This window comes from Pseudomonas sp. AM14(2022), assembly GCF_036346455.1.
GTDB classification, from domain to species: domain Bacteria; phylum Pseudomonadota; class Gammaproteobacteria; order Pseudomonadales; family Pseudomonadaceae; genus Aquipseudomonas; species Aquipseudomonas putida_A.
Genome location: NZ_JAOTNY010000004.1, coordinates 303,940 through 326,367, shown reverse-complemented (window position 1 = coordinate 326,367; position 22,428 = coordinate 303,940). Strand labels below are relative to the sequence as shown.

At 61.8% G+C, this 22,428-nt stretch carries 19 protein-coding genes; 9 read left to right on the top strand and 10 right to left on the bottom strand.

The genetic code is table 11. The features are described from left to right. Positions 1–39 precede the first annotated feature (39 nt). Positions 40–507, top strand: coding sequence for a TlpA disulfide reductase family protein (locus tag V3W27_RS10975; RefSeq protein WP_027612297.1), 468 nt, complete (start codon positions 40–42; stop codon positions 505–507). Positions 508–761: 254 nt separating this feature from the next. Here V3W27_RS10975 and V3W27_RS10970 read toward each other — a convergent pair whose 3' ends face one another. Beyond that, positions 762–1,166 (bottom strand): META domain-containing protein, encoded by a 405-nt coding sequence (locus V3W27_RS10970; RefSeq protein WP_007968709.1) that lies wholly within the window; start codon positions 1,164–1,166, stop codon positions 762–764. Next, on the bottom strand, positions 1,166–1,600 hold the full coding sequence (locus V3W27_RS10965; protein WP_330206578.1) for a hypothetical protein: 435 nt from the start codon (positions 1,598–1,600) through the stop codon (positions 1,166–1,168). Before V3W27_RS10965 ends, V3W27_RS10970 begins: the two co-directional genes overlap by 1 nt. Positions 1,601–1,733: 133 nt before the next feature. Here V3W27_RS10965 and V3W27_RS10960 point away from each other — a divergent pair, with 133 nt between their 5' ends. Beyond that, a complete protein-coding gene (locus tag V3W27_RS10960; protein WP_330206577.1) occupies positions 1,734–2,174 on the top strand; it encodes a hypothetical protein in 441 nt (146 codons plus the stop codon). 12 nt (positions 2,175–2,186) lie between these two features. On the opposite strand, the gene V3W27_RS10955 is transcribed toward V3W27_RS10960, so the two are convergent. Then, positions 2,187–3,176: a 2-hydroxyacid dehydrogenase gene (locus V3W27_RS10955; RefSeq protein WP_330206576.1), complete on the bottom strand. Its 990-nt coding sequence runs from the start codon at positions 3,174–3,176 to the stop codon at positions 2,187–2,189. A gap of 83 nt (positions 3,177–3,259) precedes the next feature. Further along, positions 3,260–6,013: a response regulator gene (locus V3W27_RS10950; protein WP_330206667.1), complete on the bottom strand. Its 2,754-nt coding sequence runs from the start codon at positions 6,011–6,013 to the stop codon at positions 3,260–3,262. 217 nt (positions 6,014–6,230) lie between these two features. Here V3W27_RS10950 and V3W27_RS10945 point away from each other — a divergent pair, with 217 nt between their 5' ends. The 7 genes from V3W27_RS10945 to V3W27_RS10915 all read left to right on the top strand — a co-directional run bounded on the left by V3W27_RS10945 (position 6,231) and on the right by V3W27_RS10915 (position 14,725). Next, positions 6,231–6,953 (top strand): response regulator transcription factor, encoded by a 723-nt coding sequence (locus V3W27_RS10945; protein ID WP_247269693.1) that lies wholly within the window; start codon positions 6,231–6,233, stop codon positions 6,951–6,953. Then, the gene (locus tag V3W27_RS10940; protein ID WP_330206575.1) at positions 6,940–8,364 is read left to right on the top strand and encodes a sensor histidine kinase; all 1,425 of its coding nucleotides are present in this window, start codon (positions 6,940–6,942) and stop codon (positions 8,362–8,364) included. The genes V3W27_RS10945 and V3W27_RS10940 overlap by 14 nt, the downstream gene beginning before the upstream one ends. A 202-nt stretch (positions 8,365–8,566) precedes the next feature. Beyond that, a complete protein-coding gene (gene cysM / locus V3W27_RS10935; RefSeq protein ID WP_330206666.1) occupies positions 8,567–9,469 on the top strand; it encodes a cysteine synthase CysM in 903 nt (300 codons plus the stop codon). Then, positions 9,469–10,845 (top strand): 23S rRNA (uracil(1939)-C(5))-methyltransferase RlmD, encoded by a 1,377-nt coding sequence (gene rlmD, locus V3W27_RS10930; RefSeq protein WP_330206574.1) that lies wholly within the window; start codon positions 9,469–9,471, stop codon positions 10,843–10,845. Before cysM ends, rlmD begins: the two co-directional genes overlap by 1 nt. Positions 10,846–10,946: 101 nt before the next feature. Beyond that, a complete protein-coding gene (relA, locus tag V3W27_RS10925; protein WP_027612305.1) occupies positions 10,947–13,190 on the top strand; it encodes a GTP diphosphokinase in 2,244 nt (747 codons plus the stop codon). Positions 13,191–13,322: 132 nt separating this feature from the next. Further along, positions 13,323–14,156: a nucleoside triphosphate pyrophosphohydrolase gene (mazG, locus tag V3W27_RS10920; protein WP_330206573.1), complete on the top strand. Its 834-nt coding sequence runs from the start codon at positions 13,323–13,325 to the stop codon at positions 14,154–14,156. A gap of 26 nt (positions 14,157–14,182) precedes the next feature. After that, on the top strand, positions 14,183–14,725 hold the full coding sequence (locus V3W27_RS10915; protein WP_007968960.1) for a DUF2058 domain-containing protein: 543 nt from the start codon (positions 14,183–14,185) through the stop codon (positions 14,723–14,725). A 70-nt stretch (positions 14,726–14,795) separates the two neighbouring features. On the opposite strand, the gene V3W27_RS10910 is transcribed toward V3W27_RS10915, so the two are convergent. The 6 genes from V3W27_RS10910 to V3W27_RS10885 all read right to left on the bottom strand — a co-directional run bounded on the left by V3W27_RS10910 (position 14,796) and on the right by V3W27_RS10885 (position 22,329). Next, positions 14,796–14,984: a hypothetical protein gene (locus V3W27_RS10910; RefSeq protein WP_095137166.1), complete on the bottom strand. Its 189-nt coding sequence runs from the start codon at positions 14,982–14,984 to the stop codon at positions 14,796–14,798. A gap of 391 nt (positions 14,985–15,375) precedes the next feature. Then, positions 15,376–16,596: a beta-ketoacyl-ACP synthase I gene (fabB, locus tag V3W27_RS10905; RefSeq protein WP_007968959.1), complete on the bottom strand. Its 1,221-nt coding sequence runs from the start codon at positions 16,594–16,596 to the stop codon at positions 15,376–15,378. An 11-nt stretch (positions 16,597–16,607) separates the two neighbouring features. Then, positions 16,608–17,123, bottom strand: coding sequence for a 3-hydroxyacyl-[acyl-carrier-protein] dehydratase FabA (fabA, locus tag V3W27_RS10900; protein WP_003227150.1), 516 nt, complete (start codon positions 17,121–17,123; stop codon positions 16,608–16,610). A 247-nt stretch (positions 17,124–17,370) separates the two neighbouring features. Beyond that, positions 17,371–19,275, bottom strand: a complete 1,905-nt coding sequence (locus tag V3W27_RS10895; protein WP_134787098.1) for a response regulator — start codon at positions 19,273–19,275, stop codon at positions 17,371–17,373. Next, positions 19,272–20,204, bottom strand: coding sequence for an ABC transporter substrate-binding protein (locus V3W27_RS10890; RefSeq protein ID WP_330206572.1), 933 nt, complete (start codon positions 20,202–20,204; stop codon positions 19,272–19,274). Before V3W27_RS10890 ends, V3W27_RS10895 begins: the two co-directional genes overlap by 4 nt. A 1-nt stretch (position 20,205) precedes the next feature. Continuing rightward, positions 20,206–22,329 carry a TonB-dependent receptor plug domain-containing protein gene (locus V3W27_RS10885; protein ID WP_115989130.1) on the bottom strand — a complete coding sequence of 708 codons (2,124 nt, stop codon included), beginning with the start codon at positions 22,327–22,329 and terminating at the stop codon, positions 20,206–20,208. Between the last annotated feature and the right edge of the window lie 99 nt (positions 22,330–22,428).

Sequence of the window (22,428 nt, the reverse complement as noted above, 5' to 3'; positions counted from 1 at the left end):
GGTCGCAGGCGCCTTCAATTTTTGACCAGGGAACATGACATGACACGGCGACTGGCAGCGGCATTGACGATAATCGGGGCGTTGATGCTGGGGGGCTGCGGCAATGACTACGGCATTGACCAGAATGGTCAGAAGGTTGCGTCCGAGCGTCTGGACAAGCAATGGGTAGTCATCAATTACTGGGCCGAATGGTGTGGCCCGTGCCGCACGGAAATTCCTGAACTCAATCATTTGGCGGACGAACTCAAGAGCAAGAATGTTGGGGTGTTCGGGGTCAACTTCGACAACGTTCAGGGTGAAGACCTGAAATCTGCCAGCGAGAAGCTGGGCATCAAGTTCACCGTGCTGGCGCAGGATCCGGCCGACCTGTTCGACCTGCCGCGCAGTGAGGCCTTGCCGGTGACCTACATCATCGACAACAAGGGCAAGGTGCGTGAGCAGTTGATGGGCGAGCAGACGGCGGCGGGGGTGATGGCCAAGCTTGAGGCATTGCAGGCGACAAAGTGAGCTGAATGGGCTTTTGTGGCGAGGGAGCTTGCTCCCGCTGGGGCGCGAAGCGGCCCCAAACCCTGCTGACTCGGTGTCTCCGGCAACGCGCGGTTAACGGTTGTGCGACTGCTGCGCAGCCGAGCGGGAGCAAGCTCCCTCGCCACAGTAACTGGCGTTCAGAAAAAAGATCGCAGCCTGCGGCAGCTCCTACAAGGTCATGTGTACACCTGTAGGAGCTGCCGCAGGCTGCGATCTTTTTTGCGGCTGAACGATCAGCCCTCTTCCAGCCACCAACGCAACGGCTTGCCTTCGGCCGGCCAGAAGCGCATCTGCTCGATCGGCGAGATGTCCCAGCGCTCAACGCCTTGCAGCGCCTGCAGGAAGCGTTGTTCCTGCTCCATCAGCGCCGGGGCGCAGAGTTTGCGGGTCTTGCCGATCGGGCCGAAGCTCAGCTTGTCGCCGTCGAGGGTGTACGGCGCGAACCAGTGGTTGCAGCCGCCATTGCCGTACGCGCGACCATCGTCACCGAGGGTCACGGTCAGATGGCTGTAATCCATCAATGGCCGCTCGCCGATCCACTCCAGAATGTAGCTGCGGTTCTGCTGCAATTGCACAGGCTCTGCGGCGCAGCCCACCAGAGCGGCACCGACCAGCAGCGGCAGGGCAAGGCGTTTCATCACGCAGGCTCCTGGCATTTCGGGCACAGGTGCTTGTCGCCGACGGCTTTCCAGCCCAGCTCGGCGATGCGCGCCGTGGCGGCCGGTTTCTCGGCGGTCTTGCCCAGCTTGGCGTCCACCGCGAACTCGAAGTTCAGCTCTTTGGCGCAGCTGTCGCAGTTGACCTGCCAGGTGTGGATCGCCAGTTCGCCGAAGACCGGGCCGGTGGTCATCGCGGTCCATTGGCCCGGCGGATTGATCAGGTGGCGCACGGTGTCGACGGTCAGGCGCATGGACAAGTCCTTGCTGCCTTTGAGGGTGACCAACAGGACGTCACCGTTGCGGATCGAGCCACCGTTGCCGGTGACCTGATAGCGGCCCGGTACGAGGGCGCGGCATTCGATGAGGGTGTGTTGCGGGTTCATCAGGGTGTAGCGGAAATCGTGTTCGACCATGGGTCCTCCAAATCTGCGCGACATGCTAGCACGGGCTGGATTGCAGGATGGCGTACACGTGCGACCTTCGATCCGGTTCAAATCGTCCGGCGCTCATGGCAAACTGCCGCCCTTCACTCTGAGGGAACGGAACATGGCGCTGATCGAATGTTATGAATGCAAGCGGAGCATCAGCTCGGAAGCAAAGGCGTGCATTCATTGTGGTGCTCCGATGGCGCAGCAGCACGAGCACACACCGGCGCAAGCCGCCGCCGCGACGATTTCATTTGGCAGCCTGCCGCGCAACAAATCCGTGCCTGAAGCCTTCGTCCCGGCGCCAGCCCCGGAGCCTGCGCCGAAAGTCACACCGGCCGCGCTCGGCCGCCGTCGTCGGCAACCCGAGCCCGCACCTCAACTTCAGCCCAACGCCGACGGTTCGCGGCCGGTGGAAGGCTGGTTAAAGATCATGGTGTTCCTGCTGCCGATGGTCTTTGTCTGGTTCCTGCTGCGTAAGGGTCATTCGATGAAGCAGCGCTTTTTCGGTTTTGGCTGGCTGGCGTTGCTGATCCTGGCCTCGTCGCTGTCGCCGAAGTAAACCGGCAAGCCTTCAACCTTCGACCTGGTTCTGCGGCGCGCCTGCAGCCCAGGTCGCGATGTTGTGCAGGGTGGTCGCGGCAATCGCGCCCAGCGCTTCATGGGTCAGAAACGCCTGATGCGCGGTGATGATCACGTTCGGGAAGGTCAGCAGCCGCGCCAATACGTCGTCCTGCAACGGCAAGTCGCTGCGATCCTCGAAAAACAGCTGCGCCTCTTCTTCATACACATCCAGTCCCAGATAGCCCAGTTGGCCGTCCTTCAAGGCGTCGATCAGCGCCGGCGTGTCGACCAGGCCGCCGCGTCCGGTGTTGATCAACATCGCCCCCGGTTGCAGGTGTGCCAGTGACTCGCGGTTGATCAAGTGTTTGCTCTGGGCGTTGAGCGGGCAGTGCAGGCTGATGATCCGCGACTGCGCGAGCAGCTCCGGCAGGCTCAGGTAACGTGCGCCCAGCGCCACGACCTCAGGGTTTGGGTACGGGTCGTAGGCCAGCAATTGGCAACCGAAACCGTGCATGATTTTCGCGAGCGTCGCGCCGATCTGCCCGGTGCCGACAATCCCCACGGTCTTGCCCACCAGATCGAAACCCGTCAGGCCGTGCAGCGTGAAATCACCTTCGCGGGTGCGGTTGTAGGCGCGGTGCAGACGCCGGTTGAGCGCCAGAATCAGCGCCACCGCGTGTTCGGCCACCGCATGCGGCGAGTAGGCCGGGACCCGCACCACGGCCAGTCCGAGGCGTTTTGCCGCGAGCAGATCGACATGGTTGTAGCCCGCCGAGCGCAGGGCGATCAGCCGTGTGCCACCGGCGGCGAGGCGCTCCAGCACCGGCGCACTGAGATCGTCATTGATGAAGGCGCAGACCACCTCGTGCTGCTCGGCCAGGGCGGCGGTGTCGAGACTGAGCCGGGCCGGCTGAAAGTGCAGTTCTATCCCGGCCGGGCATTCAGCGCCGAGGAAGCTGTCGCGGTCATAGGTCTGGCTGCTGAAAACGAGCGTGCGCATGAATTCCTCCTGGAACGGGGTGGCGAGTCAGCGTTGACGGCCACCACTTTAACGGCGGATGCCGCTGCCGGCATTGCCGTGGATCAGGCGCTGATCCTGGCTTGCGTCGCGAGTCGATTGATCGCCCGCTCCAGTTCTTCCAGCGCCACCACTGCTTTCGGATCGCCCTGTTTAAGCAGGGTTTCACTGCGCTGACAGGCCGCGCGTAACTGCGGCACGCCACAATATCGGGTCGCACCGTGCAGGCGATGCACGCGCTCGATCAGTGCGTTCTGATCCCGGGCTTCACTGGCGGCACGAATGGCTTCGCGGTCGGCTTCCAGCGAGGCGAGCAGCATGGCCAGCATGTCGGCGGCGAGATCCGCCTTACCGGCGGCCAGACGCAGGCCTTCCTCGTGGTCGAGCACTGGCAGTTCGCTGCTGCCCGCCGCGCTGTCGCTGGCCCGCTCAGATCCCTGATTGCGCAAGGCCAGACCGGTCCATTTCAGCACCACTTGCGCCAGTTGCCGTTCGCTGATCGGTTTGGTCAGGTAGTCATCCATGCCGCTTTGCAGCAGGGCGCGTTTCTCGTTGGCCATGGCGTGGGCGGTGAGGGCGACGATCGGCAGCGGTGTGCTATGCCGTTCGCTTTCCCACTGGCGGATGGTTTCGGTAGTCTGGCGTCCGTCCATGCCCGGCATCTGCACGTCCATCAGCACCAGATCGAAGGATTCGCTCTGCACCGCTTTGACTGCTGCGTAGCCGCTTTCCACGGCCAGAACCTTGGCGCCCATGTCTTCGAGCAGAGTCTGCACCAGCAACAGGTTGGCCGGGTTGTCGTCGACGCACAGCACTTTCGGTGCACGACTCGACAGCGGTTCGCCCGGCTCGTTGCGCGGCTGGCGTGGATTGGCCAGATCCGCCAGCGCCCGACGCAGTTTGCGCGTGCAGGCTGGTTTGGCTTGCAGCTGGCTGTGCGGGTTGGGCACCGAGAGATGGAACAGCGTCTGTTCGGTGGTCGGGCACAGCACCAGCACTTTGCAACCGAGGTGTTCGAGATCCCAGATGTGCTGGTTCAGGCGCTCCGGGAGCATGTCGTTGCTGGTGATGCCGAGCACCGCAAGATCGATCGCCTGATCGGTCTGGTGCGCGCCAGTGACGCCGTTGGTCAGGCTCTCCAGCGTATTGAACGGCGTGACGTCGAGGCCGCAGTCTTCCAGTTGATGCTGCAGCGCCTGACGTGCCAGTTCGTGATTTTCCAGCACCGCCACGCGACGCCCGAGCAGTGGCGGGCCCGGCAGGTCTTCGCTGTCGTCGCGGGTTTTCGGCAGGCTCAGGCTGATCCAGAATTCCGAGCCTTCGCCCGGGGTGCTGTCGACGCCGATTTCGCCACCCATCTGTTCGATCAGACGCTTGGAGATCACCAGACCCAGACCGGTACCGCCGGGTTGGCGCGACAGCGAGTTGTCGGCCTGACTGAATGCCTGGAACAACGCGCGCACGTCCTGACTCGACAGGCCGATGCCGGTGTCCTGAATGCTGATGCGCAACTGCACGCTGTCTTCGTGTTCTTCTTCAAGCATGGCGCGGGCGACGATGGTGCCTTCGCGGGTGAATTTGATCGCGTTGCTGACCAGGTTGGTGAGGATCTGCTTGAGGCGCAGCGGGTCGCCGACCAGCGACAGCGGCGTGTCGCGATAAACCAGACTCACCAGCTCCAATTGCTTGGCGTGGGCGGCCGGGGCCAGGATGGTCAGGGTGTCCTGCAGCAGATCGCGCAGGTTGAACGGGATATGGTCGAGCACCAGTTTGCCGGCCTCGATCTTCGAGAAATCGAGAATCTCGTTGATGATCCCCAGCAGGCTGTCAGCGGACTTTTCGATGGTGCCCAGATAGTCGAGCTGGCGCGGCGTCAGTTCGCTTTTCTGCAACAGATGCGTGAAACCGAGAATGCCGTTGAGCGGCGTGCGGATCTCGTGGCTCATGTTGGCGAGGAACTCGGATTTGATCCGGCTCGCCTCCAGTGCTTCTTTGCGCGCCAGGTCCAGTTCGATGTTCTGGATTTCGATGGTTTCCAGATTCTGCCGCACGTCTTCGGTGGCCTGATCGACGCTGTGCTGCAGTTCTTCGCGAGCGTTCTGCAGGGTGCCGGCCATGCGGTTGATGCCCGAGGCGAGCTCGTCCAGTTCCTGACTGCCGAGCGGTGGCAGGCGGGTTTCCAGATGACCGTCCTTGAGCTGGGCAACCGCCTGTTTGATCTGGCTCAGCGGGCGGTTGATGGTGCGGCCCATGCGCAACGCGAGCAGGGCCGCGCCCGCCAGACCGGCGGCAATCAGCAGCAGGCTGGCAAACAGGCTGCGATAACCGCGCAGCAGCATGCCGTTGTGCGACAGCTCCAGTTCGACCCAGCCGAGCAGACGGTCGGATTCTTCGGGGATCAGATCACCAGCGAGGTTGCGATGCTTGCCGAACACCGGCATCAGGTAACGGGTAGCGTCATTGCCGCTGCGCCGTTGCAGTTGTGCACTGTCACCGCTGGGCGCCTGATTGAGCATGGTCGGGCCGGCGTGCGCCAGCGGTGTGCGGTCGGGGGCGAGGAAGGTGACGGCGCGCACGTCAGGTTGTTCGAGGGACTGGGTGGCGATGCGTTCGAGCAGATCGGTGTTGCCGTGGCCCATGGCGGGCGCCACCAGCGGCGCCAGTTGTTCGGCGATCATTTCACCGCGCTGCATCAATTGGGTCTGCAAATCGGACTGTTGCATCCAGGTGAAATAGCCACCGAGCACCAACGCCATCAGGCTGGTGGGCAACAGGGTCAGCAACAACACGCGACCTTTGATTCCCAGTTTCTTGAGCACACCCATCTCCTGCATCCCGCTGAACTGTTGACTCGCACGTGCGTCCGGCACGCGACATTGGCGCAGTGTAGCGATTTGCAGGCGGGCAATCTTCGGAAAAATCATGTCGCCATTGGTCGGCGCGGCCTGGCGCGTTTGTCCGGCCGGTCAAGCTTGGGTTGCCCGATGGCGGGCAATCTTGAATAATCGGCCAACTGAGAATTATTAGCAGATACTCATGACTCCTGTTTCCACCGACCTGCCACGCATTCTCGCCATTGAGGACGACCCGGTGCTGGGCGCCTATGTTCACGAGCATCTGGGCCGCAGCGGCTTTGCGGTGACCTGGTGCCAGAACGGTCAGGAAGGGCTGAACATTGCGCGTCACCAGCCGTTCGACGTGGTGCTGATGGACATTCTGCTGCCGGGGCTCGATGGCTTGAAGGTGCTGACGCAGTTACGCCAGAGCCATTCGACGCCGGTGCTGCTGATGTCGGCGCTGGGCGCCGAGGCCGATCGCATCAGTGGTTTTCGTCTGGGGGCTGATGATTACCTGCCCAAGCCGTTCAGCATCGCCGAGTTGCATGTGCGGATCGAAGCGATCCTGCGCCGGGTGGCGCTGGATCGACGTCCGGCAGCGATTGCCCCGGCTGCGATCCACGGCGCGCTGCGCTTCGACGACGAACAGTGCGAAGTCTTCTATAACCAGCATGCTGCCGGTCTGACTCGCAGCGAATACCGTCTGCTGGAAACCCTCAATCGCAACGACGAAGAAGTGCTGAGCAAGGCCTTCCTTTATCAGCATGTGCTGCAACGCGGCTATGCGGCCCACGACCGCAGCCTCGACATGCACATCAGCCAGATCCGCCGCAAACTCAAGGCCATCGGTTACGCCGAACGGGAAGTGCGCACGGTGTGGGGCAAGGGTTATGTGCTGAGTGCCACCGATGAAAATCTCTGACCTGCCGGGGCGGCATTCGCTGTTCTGGAAACTGGCGTGTCTGCTGGTAGCGTTCTGTCTGTTGATGATCTGGCTGAGCTGGTCCTGGGGCCGCTACATGGAAGAGCGCAACCAGTATCTCTCCGACGAGGCGCGCGGCACTCTCAGCCGCTATGCCGGCGAAGCCGAGCGCGCGTGGCAGCGCGGTGAGCGTGACGGGGTCGATAACTGGTTGCAGAGCATGGAGCTGCGCGAAGCCGCCTGGGTCGGGGTGATCGACCGCAATCTGCAGTCGTTGAGCAGCGAGCCGCTGAATGAACAGGAAATCCAGCACCTGACCTTTTTACGCGGCCTCGATTGGCCGATCCACAAAAAGGGCCGGCCGTGGCTGCGCGTACCGTTTCCGCAGAATCCGTCCGCCGGCAGTCTGGTAATCGAGTTGCCCGAGCGCTTCCTGCCGGGGAAATACCGGGTGTTCTGGCGGGTGATCACCAATGGCGTGATTCCGGGGCTGTTCACCTTGCTGCTGTGTGTCGGTCTGTATCGCTTGCTGGTGGTGCCGCTGAACAATCTACGCAAGCAGGCCAATGCGTGGCGTGCCGACCAATTGAATGTGCGTCTGTCGAGCGGCATTACCCAGCGCCCGGACGAACTCGGTGAACTGGCGCGGGCCTTCGATTCGATGTCCGAACGCCTGCAATCCACCGTCGCCTTGCAACAGCAATTGCTGCGCGACCTGTCCCATGAACTGCGCACGCCGCTGAGCCGGCTGCGGGTGGCCAGTGAAAGCGAACAGGATCTACGGCAACTGCGCGAGCGCATCAGCCGTGAAGTCGACGGCATGCAACGACTGGTCGAAGACACTCTGCAACTGGCGTGGCTCGACACCGAGCGTGCGCCGCTGCCGGACGAGGCGATCCAGATTCAGGCCTTGTGGGAAATGCTCACCGACAATGCCTGTTATGAAAGTGGCTGGCCGAGCCTGCAATTGCAGTGCGCGGTGCCGGCGTCGTGCTGGGTGCGCGGCAACCTCAATACTTTGGCGCAGGCGCTGGAGAACATTCTGCGCAACGCCATCCGTCATTCGCCCGAGGGCGGCATCGTGCGCCTCGATGGACGGCGTGACGGCGATTACTGGCATTTGTGGCTGGAGGATCAGGGCGGCGGTGTGGCCGAGGGCGATCTGCAACGGATCTTCTTGCCCTTCACCCGCCTCGACGGCTCGCGTCCGGGGGATGGCGGGTTTGGACTGGGGTTGAGCATTGCGAGGAATGCAGTGCAAAGGCAGGGTGGGATGTTGTGGGCGGAGAATGGTGGGGCGGGGTTGCGCTTGAATTTTCGGCTGATTGCCGATGACGGCGGCGTGACGGCTGACGCCTTCGCGAGCAAGCCCGCTCCCACTTTGGATGTGTGTCGTCCGCAGATTGTATAACCAACACCGCCACCCTCCTGTGGGAGCGGGCTTGCTCGCGAAGGGGCCCTTCGATTCACCGCTGAACTCAAAAGTCGCACCACCGGTGCGACATTCATCTGCTTATTCCCAGAAACCATAAGCACCGCACTTTGCGTGATATGGCCTGCGAACGTTTGCCGGTATGATAGGCGCCCCCGCACGTCTGGATTGCGAATACGCCATGACCCTGCAGTACCCAACCATCGCCGATTGCGTCGGCAACACTCCGCTGGTGCGTTTGCAGCGCCTGCCCGGTGCCACCAGCAACACCCTGTTGCTCAAGCTCGAAGGGAACAACCCGGCGGGTTCGGTCAAGGATCGTCCGGCGCTGTCGATGATCACCCGTGCCGAACTGCGCGGGCAGATCCACGCCGGCGACACGCTGATCGAAGCGACCTCGGGCAACACCGGGATTGCGCTGGCCATGGCCGCCGCGATCAAGGGTTACAAGATGATCCTGATCATGCCTGACAACTCCAGCGCCGAGCGCAAGGCGGCGATGACCGCTTACGGTGCCGAGCTGATTCTGGTCAGTCAGGAAGCGGGCATGGAAGGCGCTCGCGATCTCGCCCAGCGGATGGAAGCCGAAGGCCGTGGCAAAGTGCTTGATCAGTTCGCCAACGGCGATAATCCGGAGGCGCACTACACCACCACCGGCCCGGAAATCTGGCGTCAGACCCAGGGCTCCATCACCCATTTCGTCAGTTCGATGGGCACCACCGGCACCATCATGGGTGTCTCGCGCTACTTGAAAGAGCAGAGCGACAGCGTGCAGATCATCGGGCTGCAACCGATGGAAGGCTCGGCCATTCCCGGTATCCGTCGCTGGCCGCAGGAATACCTGCCGAAGATCTATCAGGCCGACCGCGTCGACCGCATTGTCGACATGGCGCAAAGCGAAGCCGAGGACGTCACCCGGCGTCTGGCTCGCGAAGAAGGCATCTTCTGTGGCGTGTCCTCGGGTGGTGCGGTGGCAGCGATGCTGCGCCTGTCCAAAGAAGTTGAAAACGCGGTGATCGTCGCGATCATCTGCGACCGTGGCGACCGTTATCTGTCGACCGGCATTTTCGACGCGCCCAACTGATGGCCAAGCACGAGAGAGGCCTGCGCTTCCAGCCCACCGGCGGCAGCAAGGCCGCGCAAATTCCGACCGGCAAAAAACAGCGCTTGAACATCGAGCGCCTGGCCAATGACGGTCGCGGCATCGCGTTTTTCGAAGGCAAAACCTGGTTCGTCCTCGGCGCCCTTGCCGGTGAAGAGGTCGAGGCGCGGGTACTTGGCGCGCACGGCAAAGTGGTCGAGGCGCGCACCGAGCGCGTGTTCAAGGCCAGCGAGTTGCGTCGCCCGGCAGCCTGTCAGCATGCCGGCCGCTGCGGCGGGTGCAGCGTGCAACACTTGCCCCACGCCGAGCAGCTTGCCCTGAAACAGCGCATGCTCGCCGAGCAGCTGTCGAAGGTCGCCGGGGTCGCGCCTGACGAATGGGCTGCGCCGTTGACTGGCCCGGAATTCGGCTATCGCCGCCGCGCGCGGATCGCCGTGCGCTGGGACATGAAAGCCAAGCAGCTTGAAGTCGGTTTCCGCGCTGCCGGCAGCCAGGACATTGTCGCCATCAACGAATGCCCGGTGCTGGTACAGCCCTTGCAACCGATCATGACCCGCTTGCCGGAGATGCTCCGTCGTTTGAGCAAACCGCAGGCGCTGGGGCATGTCGAGTTGTTCAGTGGTTCATCGCTGGCGGTATTGTTGCGACACATGGCGCCGCTGTCGGAAGCCGACCTGACGATCCTCAAGGATTTTTGCCAGTTCCATCAGGCGCAACTGTGGCTGCATGGTGAGGGCGAGCCGCAACCGGTGGATGCCACGCAGGCGCTGGGCTATCGCCTGGAGCAGTGGGATCTGGATCTGGCCTGGCGCCCGGGAGATTTCATTCAGGTCAACGCCGGGGTCAACGAGGCGATGGTCGCGCAGGCGCTGGATTGGCTGAAACCGCGCCCCGATGAACGCGTGCTGGACCTGTTCTGCGGTCTGGGCAACTTCGCCTTGCCACTGGCCAAAAGCGTGCGCGAAGTGGTGGCGGTCGAAGGCGTGCAGACCATGGTCGACCGCGCTGCCGCCAACGCTGCCAGCAACAATTTGCATAACACAAAGTTTTTTCAAGCCGATTTATCCCAGCCTTTGACCGATGTTCAGTGGATCGGAAACGGCTTTTCTGCGGTACTCTTGGACCCACCGCGTGACGGTGCTTTCGAGGTGGTGCGCAAGCTCGCGACCCTGGGTGCCAAACGGTTGGTGTATGTATCGTGCAACCCTGCAACTCTGGCGCGCGATACGGTCGAATTGATCAAGCAGGGCTACCGGTTAAAACGTGCCGGGATTCTCGATATGTTTCCTCAGACGGCACATGTCGAGGCCATGGCGTTATTTGAAGCGAGCCAGGATGGCTCGTCTGAATCCGTCTGACCTGTCCGGGCGGCGCTCGCTTTAGCCCCGCGAGCGCATACGGGCGTTGAGGGTCAGCGATTTGACGCATTGAATCTGCGTCGTAGGGAAGGTAAAGCAGCATGGTACAGGTGAGAGCACACCAGCCGATCAACACTGACGGCAGTATCAATCTCGAGGCTTGGCTCGATCACGCGGTCAGTGTCGACATGGCACTGGATCGCGAAGCCTTGAAAGAAGCCTGCGAGTTCGCTCGCGAGGCCGAACAGCAGTCCAATGCCAAGAAGAATCTGTGGGCCGAAGGCTCTGGCAGTTTCAGCACGGGACTGGAGATCGCCGAGATCCTCGCCGACCTCAAACTCGATCAGGATTCGCTGGTCGCGGCGGTGCTGTATCGCGGCGTCCGCGAAGGTCAGATCGAACTCGCGGCGGTCAGCCAGCGCTTTGGTCCCGTCGTGGCCAAACTGATCGACGGCGTGCAGCGCATGGCGGCAATCAGTGCCAGCCTCAGCCCGCGCCAGTCGATGGTGATGGGCACTCAGGGCCAGGTGGAAAACCTGCGCAAGATGCTGGTGGCGATGGTCGACGACGTTCGTGTCGCGCTGATCAAACTGGCCGAACGTACCTGCGCCATTCGCGCGGTGAAAACCGCTGACGACGAGAAGCGCAACCGCGTCGCCCGGGAAGTCTTCGACATCTATGCGCCGCTCGCGCACCGACTCGGCATCGGTCATATCAAGTGGGAACTGGAGGACTTGTCCTTCCGGTACCTGGAACCCGATCAATACAAACAGATCGCCAAGCTGCTCCACGAGCGACGGCTGGACCGTGAGCGGTTCATCAGCGATGTGATGACCCAGCTCAAGGACGAATTGCAGGCCACCGGCGTCGACGCCGACATCAGCGGCCGGGCCAAACACATCTATTCGATCTGGCGCAAAATGCAGCGCAAGGGTCTGGAATTCAGCCAGATCTACGACGTGCGCGCCGTGCGCGTGCTGGTGCCGGAAATGCGCGACTGCTACACCGCGCTCGGCATCGTCCACACCCTGTGGCGGCACATCCCGAAGGAATTCGACGACTACATCGCCAATCCGAAAGAGAACGGCTACCGCTCGCTGCACACCGCGGTAATCGGTCCGGAAGGCAAGGTGCTGGAAGTACAGATCCGTACGCACTCGATGCACGAAGAAGCCGAGCTCGGCGTCTGCGCGCACTGGCGCTACAAGGGCACCGACGTCAAATCCGGCTCGAACCACTACGAAGAGAAAATCTCCTGGCTGCGTCAGGTGCTGGAGTGGCACGAGGAGCTGGGCGATATCGGTGGTCTGGCCGAACAGCTGCGGGTCGATATCGAACCGGACCGGGTCTACATCTTCACCCCGGACGGTCATGCCATCGACTTGCCGAAGGGCGCGACGCCGCTGGACTTCGCCTACCGCGTGCACACCGAAATCGGGCACAACTGCCGTGGCGCGAAGATCAACGGGCGGATCGTGCCGCTCAACTACAGCCTGCAGACCGGTGAGCAGGTCGAGATCATCACCAGCAAACACGGTACGCCGAGCCGTGACTGGCTGAACCCGAACCTGGGTTACGTCACCACCTCGCGGGCGCGGGCGAAGATCGTTCACTGGTTCAAGTTGCAGGCCCGTGACCAGAACGTCGCGGCCGGTAAAACCCTGATCGAGCGCGAACTCAATCGCCTCGGTCTGCCGGCGGTGGACTTCGACAAGCTGGCCGAAAAGGCCAACATGAAAACCGCCGAAGACATGTTCGCCGCCCTCGGTGCCGGCGACTTGCGTCTGGCGCAACTGGTCAACCTCGCGCAGCAACTGGTCGAGCCGGAACGCGGCAACGAACAGCTGGAGCTGATTCCGCGCAAAGCCACTGGCTACAAGCCAGGCAAGCGCGGCGACATTCAGATCCAGGGTGTCGGCAACCTGATGACGCAGATGGCTGGCTGCTGCCAGCCGCTGCCGGGCGACGCGATCGTCGGCTACATCACTCAGGGTCGTGGCGTGAGCATTCACCGCCAGGACTGCGCCTCGGTGCTGCAACTGGCCGGGCGCGAGCCGGAGCGGATCATCCAGGTCAGCTGGGGCCCGGTGCCGGTGCTCACCTATCCGGTGGACATCGTCATCCGCGCCTACGACCGTTCCGGTCTGCTGCGGGACGTCTCGCAGGTGCTGCTCAACGAGCGGATCAACGTGCTGGCGGTCAACACCCGCTCGAACAAGGAAGACAACACCGCGTTGATGTCGCTGACCATCGAGATCCCGGGGCTGGATGCGCTGGGGCGCTTGCTGGGGCGGATTTCGCAGTTGCCGAACATCATCGAGACGCGGCGTAACCGTACTCCGTGAAGATGGCTTCGTTCGAAGGTGGGAGCGGGCTTGCTCGCGAAGAGGGCGTGTCAGTCGATATTTGCGCTGAATGACACACCGCATTCGCGAGCAAGCCCGCTCCCACGTTGGTTTTGTGTAGAGGCATGACAGATGTATTCACTTGAAGACCTGCTCCACCTGATGAGCCGTCTGCGCGATCCGCAGTACGGTTGCCCGTGGGACATCAAGCAAACCTACGCGACCATCGTCCCGCACACCCTCGAAGAAGCCTACGAAGTGGCCGACGCCATTGAGCGTGGTGACTTCGATCACTTGCAGGGCGAGCTGGGTGATCTGCTGTTTCAGGTGGTTTATTACAGCCAGTTGGCCAAGGAAGAAGGGCGCTTCGAATTCGCCGGGGTGATCGACAGCATCACCCGCAAGCTGATCCGCCGCCATCCGCACGTGTTCCCCACCGGCGATCTGTATGCGCCGCTGGACGTACCACGCTTGAGCGAAGAGCAGGTCAAGCAGCGCTGGGAAGAGATCAAGGCCGAAGAACGCGCCGAGAAATCCGCCGCGCCCGAGCAGCTGTCACTGCTCGATGATGTACCTGCCGCGCTGCCGGCACTGTCGCGTTCAGCCAAGTTGCAAAAGCGTGCCGGGCAGGTCGGTTTCGACTGGCCGGATGCGTTGCCGGTGCTGGACAAAGTGCGCGAAGAGCTCGACGAAGTGCTCGAAGCCATGTCTGAAAACGATCCGCAAGCGGTGGCCGACGAGATCGGCGATCTGCTGTTTTCCGTGGTCAATCTGGCCCGGCACCTGAAGGTCGATCCGGAAACCGCGCTGCGTGGCGCCAACGCCAAGTTTGAAAGACGTTTCCGTTTTATCGAACAGGCATTGCGCGACACCCGTCGTCCCATGGAAGATTGCACCCTCGAAGAGTTGGACGCCCTGTGGGGTGAAGCCAAACGTCAGGAAAAGAATTTGCCCAGCTGCGGCTGAGCCGTTGCCCAAGTGAGTAAGCATTAATGAGCCTTTCCCTTCGCGACCAGTTGCTCAAAGCAGGTCTGGTCAACCAAAAGCAGGCCAAGCAGGTCAGCAAAGACAAGCAGAAGCAACAGCGTCTGGCCCACAAAGGGCAGGCCGAGCTGGATGATTCGCAGCAGCGCGCCGCTCAGGAAGCCATGGCCGAGAAGGTCAAGCGCGACCAGGAGTTGAACCGTCAGCAGCAGGAGAAAGCCGAGGCCAAGGCCCGTGCCGCGCAGGTCAAACAGTTGATCGAAGTCTCGCGTCTGCCGAAGCTGACCACCGAGGACTACTACAACTTCGTCGACGACAAGAAGGTCAAGCGCATCTCGGTCAATACGTTGATGCGCAACAAGCTCAGCAGCGGCTCGCTGGCGATCGTGCACCATGCCGGCGGCTACGAAGTGATCCCTCGTGAAGCGGCCCTGAAGATCCAGGAGCGCGACCCGCAACGTATCGTGCAGCTCAACGTGCAGACCGAAGAGGTCAATGCCGAAGACGATCCGTACGCGGCCTATCAGATCCCTGATGACCTGATGTGGTAAACCGATAAAGCTGTAATAACGACAAACCCCGCTCATGGCGGGGTTTGTCGTTTTCAATGCTGTGATTGCTTCAGGCGGATTTCAGATCCCGCTGCTGTTCTTGCAGTTCGAGTTCGGCCTTGTAGTTGTGGGCGTCAATCTCGTTGTGGAACATTCCGACCAGCAAGTCTTGTTGATGCACATCCCAGATGCGGATACCGGCGGCTACGCCTTCGTGGGACATGTGTGAATCGTCGCGTTCAGTTACTTTTACAGTCATCTGCTAGCTCCAAATCTCAAGTTATCTGCAGCAAGGCGTGTGCAGGACTCTTTTATATGATTTGTTAGCTTGCTAAGTAAACGCTTGATTTGCGCAAGGTGTTGTTGCGGTTTTTGCAACAGTGCTGCAGCCCGCGTAATCCGCGACATTCGGTCGCAGGGTGCAAGGTTTCATGACAGAAGTTTCATTTTCAGGCGCACTGATATCCCCTGTGGGAGCGGGCTTGCTCGCGAAAGCGGAGTGTCAGTCGCCACCTTCATACCTGAGCCAGCGCTTTCGCGAGCAAGCCCGCTCCCACAAGGGAAAGCGGAGTGCCTGGCGACTTTCTCCAGACGAAAAAAACGCCCCGAACCAGTCGGGGCGTTTTTATGTGTGGCTCTGCAGCGGGGACTTACTTGCCTTCCCAGCGCTTGAGCACCAGCGTGGCGTTGGTGCCGCCGAAGCCGAAGCTGTTGCTCATCACGGTGTTGATGGTGGCGTTTTCGCGGGTCTTGGTCAGCACCGGCAGATCGGCCACTTCAGGGTCCAGTTCGTCGATGTTGGCCGAACCGGCGATGAAATTGCCTTCCATCATCAGCATGCAATAGATCGCTTCGTGAACGCCGGCGGCGCCCAGGGAGTGACCGGACAGACTCTTGGTCGAGCTGATCGCCGGGGCCTTGTCGCCGAACACTTCACGCACACCTTTCATTTCCGCGACGTCGCCGACCGGAGTCGAGGTGCCGTGGGTGTTCAGGTAGTCGATCGGGGTGTCGACGGTGGACATTGCCATCTGCATGCAGCGGATCGCGCCTTCGCCACTTGGGGCAACCATGTCGTAGCCGTCGGACGTTGCGCCGTAGCCAACGATTTCGGCGTAGATCTTGGCACCACGGGCCAGAGCGTGTTCCAGCTCTTCAACCACGACCATGCCGCCACCGCCAGCGATGACGAAACCGTCACGGTCGGCGTCGTAGGCGCGGGAGGCTTGTTCCGGGGTGTCGTTACGCTTGCTGGACAGGGCGCCCATCGCGTCGAACAGGAACGACTGGCTCCAGTGCTCTTCTTCACCGCCACCGGCGAAGACGATGTCCTGCTTGCCCATCTGGATCTGTTCCATGGCGGTACCGATGCAGTGAGCACTGGTGGCGCAGGCAGAAGCGATGGAGTAGTTCAGGCCCTTGATCTTGAACGGCGTGGCCAGGCACGCGGAAACGGTGCTGCTCATGGTCCGCGTTACACGGTATGGGCCAACGCGTTTCACGCCTTTCTCGCGCAGGATGTCCAGCGCTTCCATCTGGTTCAGAGTCGACGCGCCGCCCGAGCCGGCGATCAGGCCGGTACGCGGGTTGGACACTTGCTCTTCGGTCAGGCCGGAGTCAGTGATCGCGTCTTTCATGGCCAGGTAGGCGTAAGCCGCTGCGTGGCCGACGAAACGATAGATCTTGCGATCGATCAGTTCTTCAAGGTTGAGGTCGATGGAGCCGGAAACCTGGCTACGCAGACCCATTTCAGCATATTCCGGGTTGAACCGGATGCCAGGGCGGCTTGCACGCAGGTTAGCGGAGACGGTCTCTTTGTCATTGCCCAGGCACGAAACAATGCCCAGACCAGTGATAACGACGCGGCGCATGCGAATAACCCTTAGAAGTTGTCAGTGGAGGTGAACACGCCGACGCGAAGGCCTTCGGCGGTGTAGATTTCGCGACCGTCGACAGTCACCGAACCGTCGGCGATGGCCAGGTTCAGCTTGCCCTTGAGGACGCGTTTGATATGAATGTTGTAGGTGACTTTCTTGGCGGTCGGCAGGACCTGGCCGAAGAATTTCACTTCGCCCGAACCCAGCGCACGGCCACGGCCCGGCAGGCCTTGCCAGCCCAGGAAGAAGCCGACCAGTTGCCACATGGCGTCCAGACCCAGGCAGCCCGGCATCACCGGATCGCCCTCGAAGTGGCACGCGAAGAACCACAGGTCAGGGTTGATATCCAGCTCGGCGACCAATTCACCTTTGCCGTACTTGCCGCCTTCTTCGCTGATCAGGGTGATGCGATCCACCATCAGCATGTTCGGGGCGGGCAGTTGCGCGTTACCTGGGCCGAACAGCTCACCGCGACTGCAGCGCAGCAGGTCTTCCCGAGTAAAGGCGTTTTGTTTGGTCATGCGAGCTCCTCAATAATCCCATGCGGCAGGTGGGGCAAAACTTCCCGGCCGATCGACGCGTTCATGCCTCGTACCGGCAGCCTACTCATAGACTATTGCGTTGTGGTGAAAGTCACAGCACCAAGGACATGAATGTACACTTGTGCACTGAAATTTTTATTCAAGCCTCTTTTGAGGCTCGTTCGGGTGCCTAAGACTGCCGCACTTTCGCTTTTCACGCCAGTCGCAGATGGTCGAAAAACCGTCACTACTGCACCCAGCGCTGCAGAATCTGTTGTAGGTCATTGCGTTTGAACGGCTTGGCCAGGTAATCGTTCATGCCCGCCGACAGACAGGTTTCGCGGTCGCCCTGCAACGCGTTGGCGGTCAGCGCGATGATCGGCACCTCGCGGCGTCCGGGCAGTTGGCGGATCTGCCGAGTCGCCTCGTAACCGTCGATGATCGGCAGGCGGCAGTCCATCAGAATCACTTCGAAATCATTGCCTTCGGCGCTGCGCACCGCTTGCGCGCCATCGGTAGCGACGCTGACAGTAAAGCCGAGGCTGCGCAGCATGGCTTCGATGACCGTCTGGTTGACCGGGTTGTCCTCCACCAGCAACACATTGCGCCCCTCACCATGCCCGTTGCCATTGGCTGCACGCGGTGCCGCCAGTTGCGGCAACGTCTGCTTATATAAGGCCAGCGGGATTTCCAGAGTGAATACCGATCCCAGGCCTTCTTCGCTTTGCGCGCGCAACGTCCCGCCCATGCGTTCGGCCAGGGTGCGGGCGATCGGCAAGCCGAGGCCGGTGCCGCCATAGCGCCGGGAAATCGAACTGTCGGCCTGCTGGAACGCATTGAACATCAACTCCAGACTTTCCGAGGAGATACCGATGCCACTGTCGCGCACCGAACAGGTGAACCACAGCAACTCGTGATCCAGCGACTGCCACTGCGCCTCGATGCTGACCCGGCCACGCTCGGTGAACTTCAACGCGTTGCCCACCAGATTGACCAGAATCTGCCGGATCCGCGTCGGGTCGCCCTGCACCTGCAAGGCGCGCATGTCCTCGGGGATCCGCAGGTTCAGGTCCAGGCCACGCTGCACCGCGCTGTGCTGGAACGACTGGGCACACGCGCCGATCAGGTCGGCGAGGTTGAACGGAATGTGCTCAAGCTCCAGCTCCGAGCGTTCGATCCGCGAGAAGTCGAGGATGTCATTGATGACTTTCAGCAGGTGTTCGGTGGACTCGGAAGCCAGCGCCGCGTACTCGATCTGCTCCTCGGTCATGTCGGTGGTTTCCAGCAACTGCAACATGCCCAGCACGCCGTTCATGGGGGTGCGCAGTTCGTGGCTCATCATCGCCAGGAAGTCGGATTTGGCGTTGTTGGCCTTTTCCGCTTCTTCGCGGGTCTGGATCAGTTGCGCCATCGCCTGATGCTGTTCGCGGCTGGCCTGTTCCAGTGCCTGGGCAAGGTTGTTGATGTGCTGCGACAGGGCGCCCAACTCGGTGTCATCGACGATCGGCAGCGGAGTCTTGTAGTCGCCTTGCTGAATCGCCTTGACCGCGTTGCCAATATCGCGGATGGGCGCCGACAGACTGCCGGCCAGACGCCGCGCCAGAACAAACGTGAAGAGCAGGGCAAACAACGCCAGAATCCCGGCCTTGAGCAGAATTTCCTGCTGGCGCTGACTGAAGGCATCGTTGGACAGACCGACGATCACCCGGCCCAGATAGTCTTCGCTGGTCACGTTGTTGCTGGCTTTGGCGTCGTGGAAAAAATCGCTGTTGAGGGCGATCCGTTGCAGGCGCACCGGGGCCTGGAACACCTCGACCTGATGCGGGCGGTTGTGCGCGTCGGCGGCTTGCTCAACGTAGGCGAGAATCCGGTTGGCGCTGTCCTGCACTTCCAGAAAGCGCACGTTCGGTGTCGCCAGGGTCGCTTTGAGCAGGCTTTCCAGCACTTCGTTGTTGCCGGAAATCACCCCGTACTCGGTGGCGGGCGCCAGTTGATTGGCGATCAGTTGCCCGGTGTGATTGAGCTCCTGCCGTAAATCCTGAATCCGCACGAAGGTAAAGAAACTGATCAGCAGCAGCGTGAGCAGCAGGGCCGGGCCGAGGCTGATCAATTGCGTGCGGGTGTTGATGTCCCAGCGGCGACGCAGATTCATGGGTGGCTTTCTCCTTCAGCCAACTGGCGGGCAACAGACGCTTCATCGATTGGCTCGATACCCAGGGAACGAGCGACCTGCACATTACTTGAGACCTTGAAGCGATCGGGGTAGAGCGTGCGCGGCCACGTCGCCGGCGGGCGATCGAGCAACTGGTCAAGGATCGCCAGCCAGTCGGGCTGATCGCTGTAAGTGCTGGCGAGGCTGCCGGCGCGCACGAACGCCGCGTTCGGCCCGACCAGCGCCACTTGCCGGGAGTAGCTGCTGAGCAAAAGGTTTTTCGCGGTTTTCGGGTTGTACAGATCGGGATCGTCGAGACCCAGCAACACGTCACTGTTTCTCAGCACGCTTTGCAACGGGCGACTGTCCTGGGTGTTGTCCCAACGCTGGCTGACGATTTGCAGATTCAGCTGCGCTGCTGCCTGGTGCAGCTCCTTGAGCAGGAATTCGCTGTGCTGGTCGAACAGCACGCCGACCCGGCGCGCCTGCGGCAGAATCCGCCGAATCAGTTGCAGTTGCCGCCCCAGCGGCGGGTCGCTCCACAGCAGACTCAAGTGCGGCGGTTGTGCGCCAGCCAGGCGTTGCCGCGCTTGCAATCGGCTGATGCGCAACACCAGCGTCGCCGGGCCCTGGGGCTCCTGCAGGCGCCAGTCGAGGCTGGGCAGGTCGAGCAGAATCATCCGCAGATTGGCCGGCAACTTGCCCGGCGCCGGCAGGCTGGCCAGCGGCTGGAACCGCACGTTGTCGGTGGGACGCAGCTCGCTCAGGGCCTGGACGAAGGCTTGCACCCCGGGGCTTTCTTCGGCGCCGGTCAACAGAATATCGGCAGCTTGCACCGCCACGCCGTGCAGCCACGCGGTCAAAAACAGACAGACACCGGCCAGCCAGTGGCCAAGGGTTGGCGTCTTGTTTGGCGTGGCGTAGCGCACCCTAGAACTCCAGCTCGGCGCTGAAGTACAGCACCCGGCGTTCGTCGTAATTGTTGTCGACGAAAGTGGTCGGTTCATTGTCGAGCCGCTGCTGCAGCACGCCGGCCAGTTGCAGTTGCGCCTTGCCCAGCGGGATGCGTTTGGCGATACGCGTGTCGACCCGTTCGAAGCGGTAGCCGTTGAGCGCGTTGTCGCCGTAATAGAACAGCGCGCTGTTCCAGCCGTGGCCCCAATCACGCAGCCAGCCGGCAGAACCGCTGTTGCGCGAGGTGAATTGCTGATCCAGCGGATTGCTCGCTTCGGCGTCGACGAAAGCGTAAGTGAAGCGCAGGCGATCGATCATGCTCAGGCGCCAGTCGAGCTGGGTTTCGCTGCCGCGAAAGCGCGAGCTGTTGGCGTTGCTGGCGATGTACTGGTTGTTGCGCAGCGGCTCGCTGATCATCCCGGTGATTTCGTCGTAGAACAGCTTCACGTCCACGGCCAGCCCCAGCTCGGCGAAATAGCCGTTGTAGCCCAGTTCGCGCGAGCGCATGTGTTCCTGATCGAGATTGCCCGGGCCACGGGTTTTGACGAAGTAGCGCGCCGAGGACTGGCCATAGGCGGACGGTCGCAGGTTGCTCACCTGATAGCTCCAGTTGACGTTGTTCTCGAACATGTCCGGCGAGCGGATCGCCTCCGAGTACACCGCGCGCAGGCCATGGCGTGGGTTGATCAGGTAGTTGACGGCGAATCGCGGCGTCAGCGAACTGCCGATCAATTGGGTGTTTTCGAACATGGCGCCACCCTGCAGCAGCCAGTGTTCACTGGCGCGCCACTCCAGTTGGCCGAACGCGCGCCAGGTGGTGTCGTCCAGCGTGCCGTTGAAGTAGGTCTCGGAGTCGGCCCGGTCGTAACGATAGTTCAGGCCGCTGACCAGTCGCAGGCTGTCGGACAGACTGAGGGTGTCCTGCAATTCGAGGTCGTAGCGTGATTCGCGGGCGCTTTGGTCGATGTCGCCACACAGGGTCTGGCTGGCACCGTTGCGCCACTGATTCAGCACCTGATTGGCGAGGGCCATTTCCTGCGGCGTTCCGGCTTCCGGACCGGGGCCGGTGAAGCGGGTGATGTTGCGCGCCAGGCGTTCGGTGTAGTTCGGGTTGAGTTGCCACAGTTGGGTCAGTTGCGGGCTGAACGACACTTCGGCATCACAGGCGCGCCACACCTGCTGGCGATCCCAATGTTGTGCCGAGCCCTGTATATAAAGGCTGTGTTCGGGATTGATGTCGAGATTCCAGCGCACCGAGCCGGCGTAATCCTTGGCGACCACGTCGGAATTGTTCCCGGCAGCGGTAATCCCCGAGAACACCGGGTGGTAGGTGTAGGGCCGCTGGTTACTGCCGTCCTTCGCGTTGATTTGCCAGTCGAGGCTCTGGTTGTCGCTCAGGGTCTGGCTGACGGCGAGGCTGAAGCGGTTCAAGCGGCGGCTGTCACGGTAATCGGCGCCGGTGCGGTCGCTGTCGAAGCCATCGTCTTCCTGGCCAGACAGCGACAGGCGCAAGTCGCCGCCATTCCAGCCGGTGCCCTGGCTGGCATAGAAATCGTTGATACCGCGCTGGCCTCGGGTGACCTTCAGGCGCGTGCCGTGGCTGTCCGCCGGGTTGCGGGTGATGATGTTGACCACCGCCATCAGCGCGTTGGCGCCGTAGCTGACGGTGTTCGGCCCACGGAAAACCTCGATGCGCTCGATGTCTTCCATGGCCACCGGAATGTCACTCCAGTCCACCGTGGCCAGGCCTGCGCGGTACACCGAGCGGCCATCGATCAGCACCTGCATGCGCCGCGCTTCACTGGCATTGGTCCCGTGATAATTGACCGCCGCCTGATTGCCGCTGATGTTGCCGACCATCATCCCCGGCACCAGCCGCAGCAACTCGCTGATGTCCCGCGCGCCGCTGGCGTTGATCAGCTCACTGTCAAGCACGGTCATGCTCCCCGGCACTTCCGCCGGCGTCTGTTTCAGGCGCGTAGCCGTCAGCACCTGCGGCAGCGTTTCGCTGTCGACAAACAGGTCGTCCGCCTGCAACACCGGGCTGAACAGCAGCGCCAGCAGCAGTGACGAACGCGAGGGGGGAGAGCCAAAAGACACGGCACGGCCTTGATCGCAAAGAATTGGCGCGCATGTTAACCGAGGACAGTGACTTTTCCAGTCACGATGCGGGCATTTTCCTCGGCTTTATTGGTCTTC

Excerpts from the sequence above, each read along its gene's own strand:
- V3W27_RS10895 (WP_134787098.1), bottom strand. The coding sequence starts at position 19,275 with ATGAATCTGCGTCGCCGCTGGGACATCAACACCCGCACGCAATTGATC.
- V3W27_RS10955 (WP_330206576.1), bottom strand. The coding sequence starts at position 3,176 with ATGCGCACGCTCGTTTTCAGCAGCCAGACCTATGACCGCGACAGCTTC.
- cysM (WP_330206666.1), top strand. The coding sequence starts at position 8,567 with ATGACCCTGCAGTACCCAACCATCGCCGATTGCGTCGGCAACACTCCG.
- fabA (WP_003227150.1), bottom strand. The coding sequence starts at position 17,123 with ATGACCAAACAAAACGCCTTTACTCGGGAAGACCTGCTGCGCTGCAGT.
- V3W27_RS10970 (WP_007968709.1), bottom strand. The coding sequence starts at position 1,166 with ATGAAACGCCTTGCCCTGCCGCTGCTGGTCGGTGCCGCTCTGGTGGGC.
- rlmD (WP_330206574.1), top strand. The coding sequence starts at position 9,469 with ATGGCCAAGCACGAGAGAGGCCTGCGCTTCCAGCCCACCGGCGGCAGC.
- V3W27_RS10940 (WP_330206575.1), top strand. The coding sequence starts at position 6,940 with ATGAAAATCTCTGACCTGCCGGGGCGGCATTCGCTGTTCTGGAAACTG.
- V3W27_RS10915 (WP_007968960.1), top strand. The coding sequence starts at position 14,183 with ATGAGCCTTTCCCTTCGCGACCAGTTGCTCAAAGCAGGTCTGGTCAAC.
- mazG (WP_330206573.1), top strand. The coding sequence starts at position 13,323 with ATGTATTCACTTGAAGACCTGCTCCACCTGATGAGCCGTCTGCGCGAT.
- relA (WP_027612305.1), top strand. The coding sequence starts at position 10,947 with ATGGTACAGGTGAGAGCACACCAGCCGATCAACACTGACGGCAGTATC.
- V3W27_RS10945 (WP_247269693.1), top strand. The coding sequence starts at position 6,231 with ATGACTCCTGTTTCCACCGACCTGCCACGCATTCTCGCCATTGAGGAC.
- V3W27_RS10960 (WP_330206577.1), top strand. The coding sequence starts at position 1,734 with ATGGCGCTGATCGAATGTTATGAATGCAAGCGGAGCATCAGCTCGGAA.
- V3W27_RS10965 (WP_330206578.1), bottom strand. The coding sequence starts at position 1,600 with ATGGTCGAACACGATTTCCGCTACACCCTGATGAACCCGCAACACACC.
- V3W27_RS10975 (WP_027612297.1), top strand. The coding sequence starts at position 40 with ATGACACGGCGACTGGCAGCGGCATTGACGATAATCGGGGCGTTGATG.
- fabB (WP_007968959.1), bottom strand. The coding sequence starts at position 16,596 with ATGCGCCGCGTCGTTATCACTGGTCTGGGCATTGTTTCGTGCCTGGGC.
- V3W27_RS10910 (WP_095137166.1), bottom strand. The coding sequence starts at position 14,984 with ATGACTGTAAAAGTAACTGAACGCGACGATTCACACATGTCCCACGAA.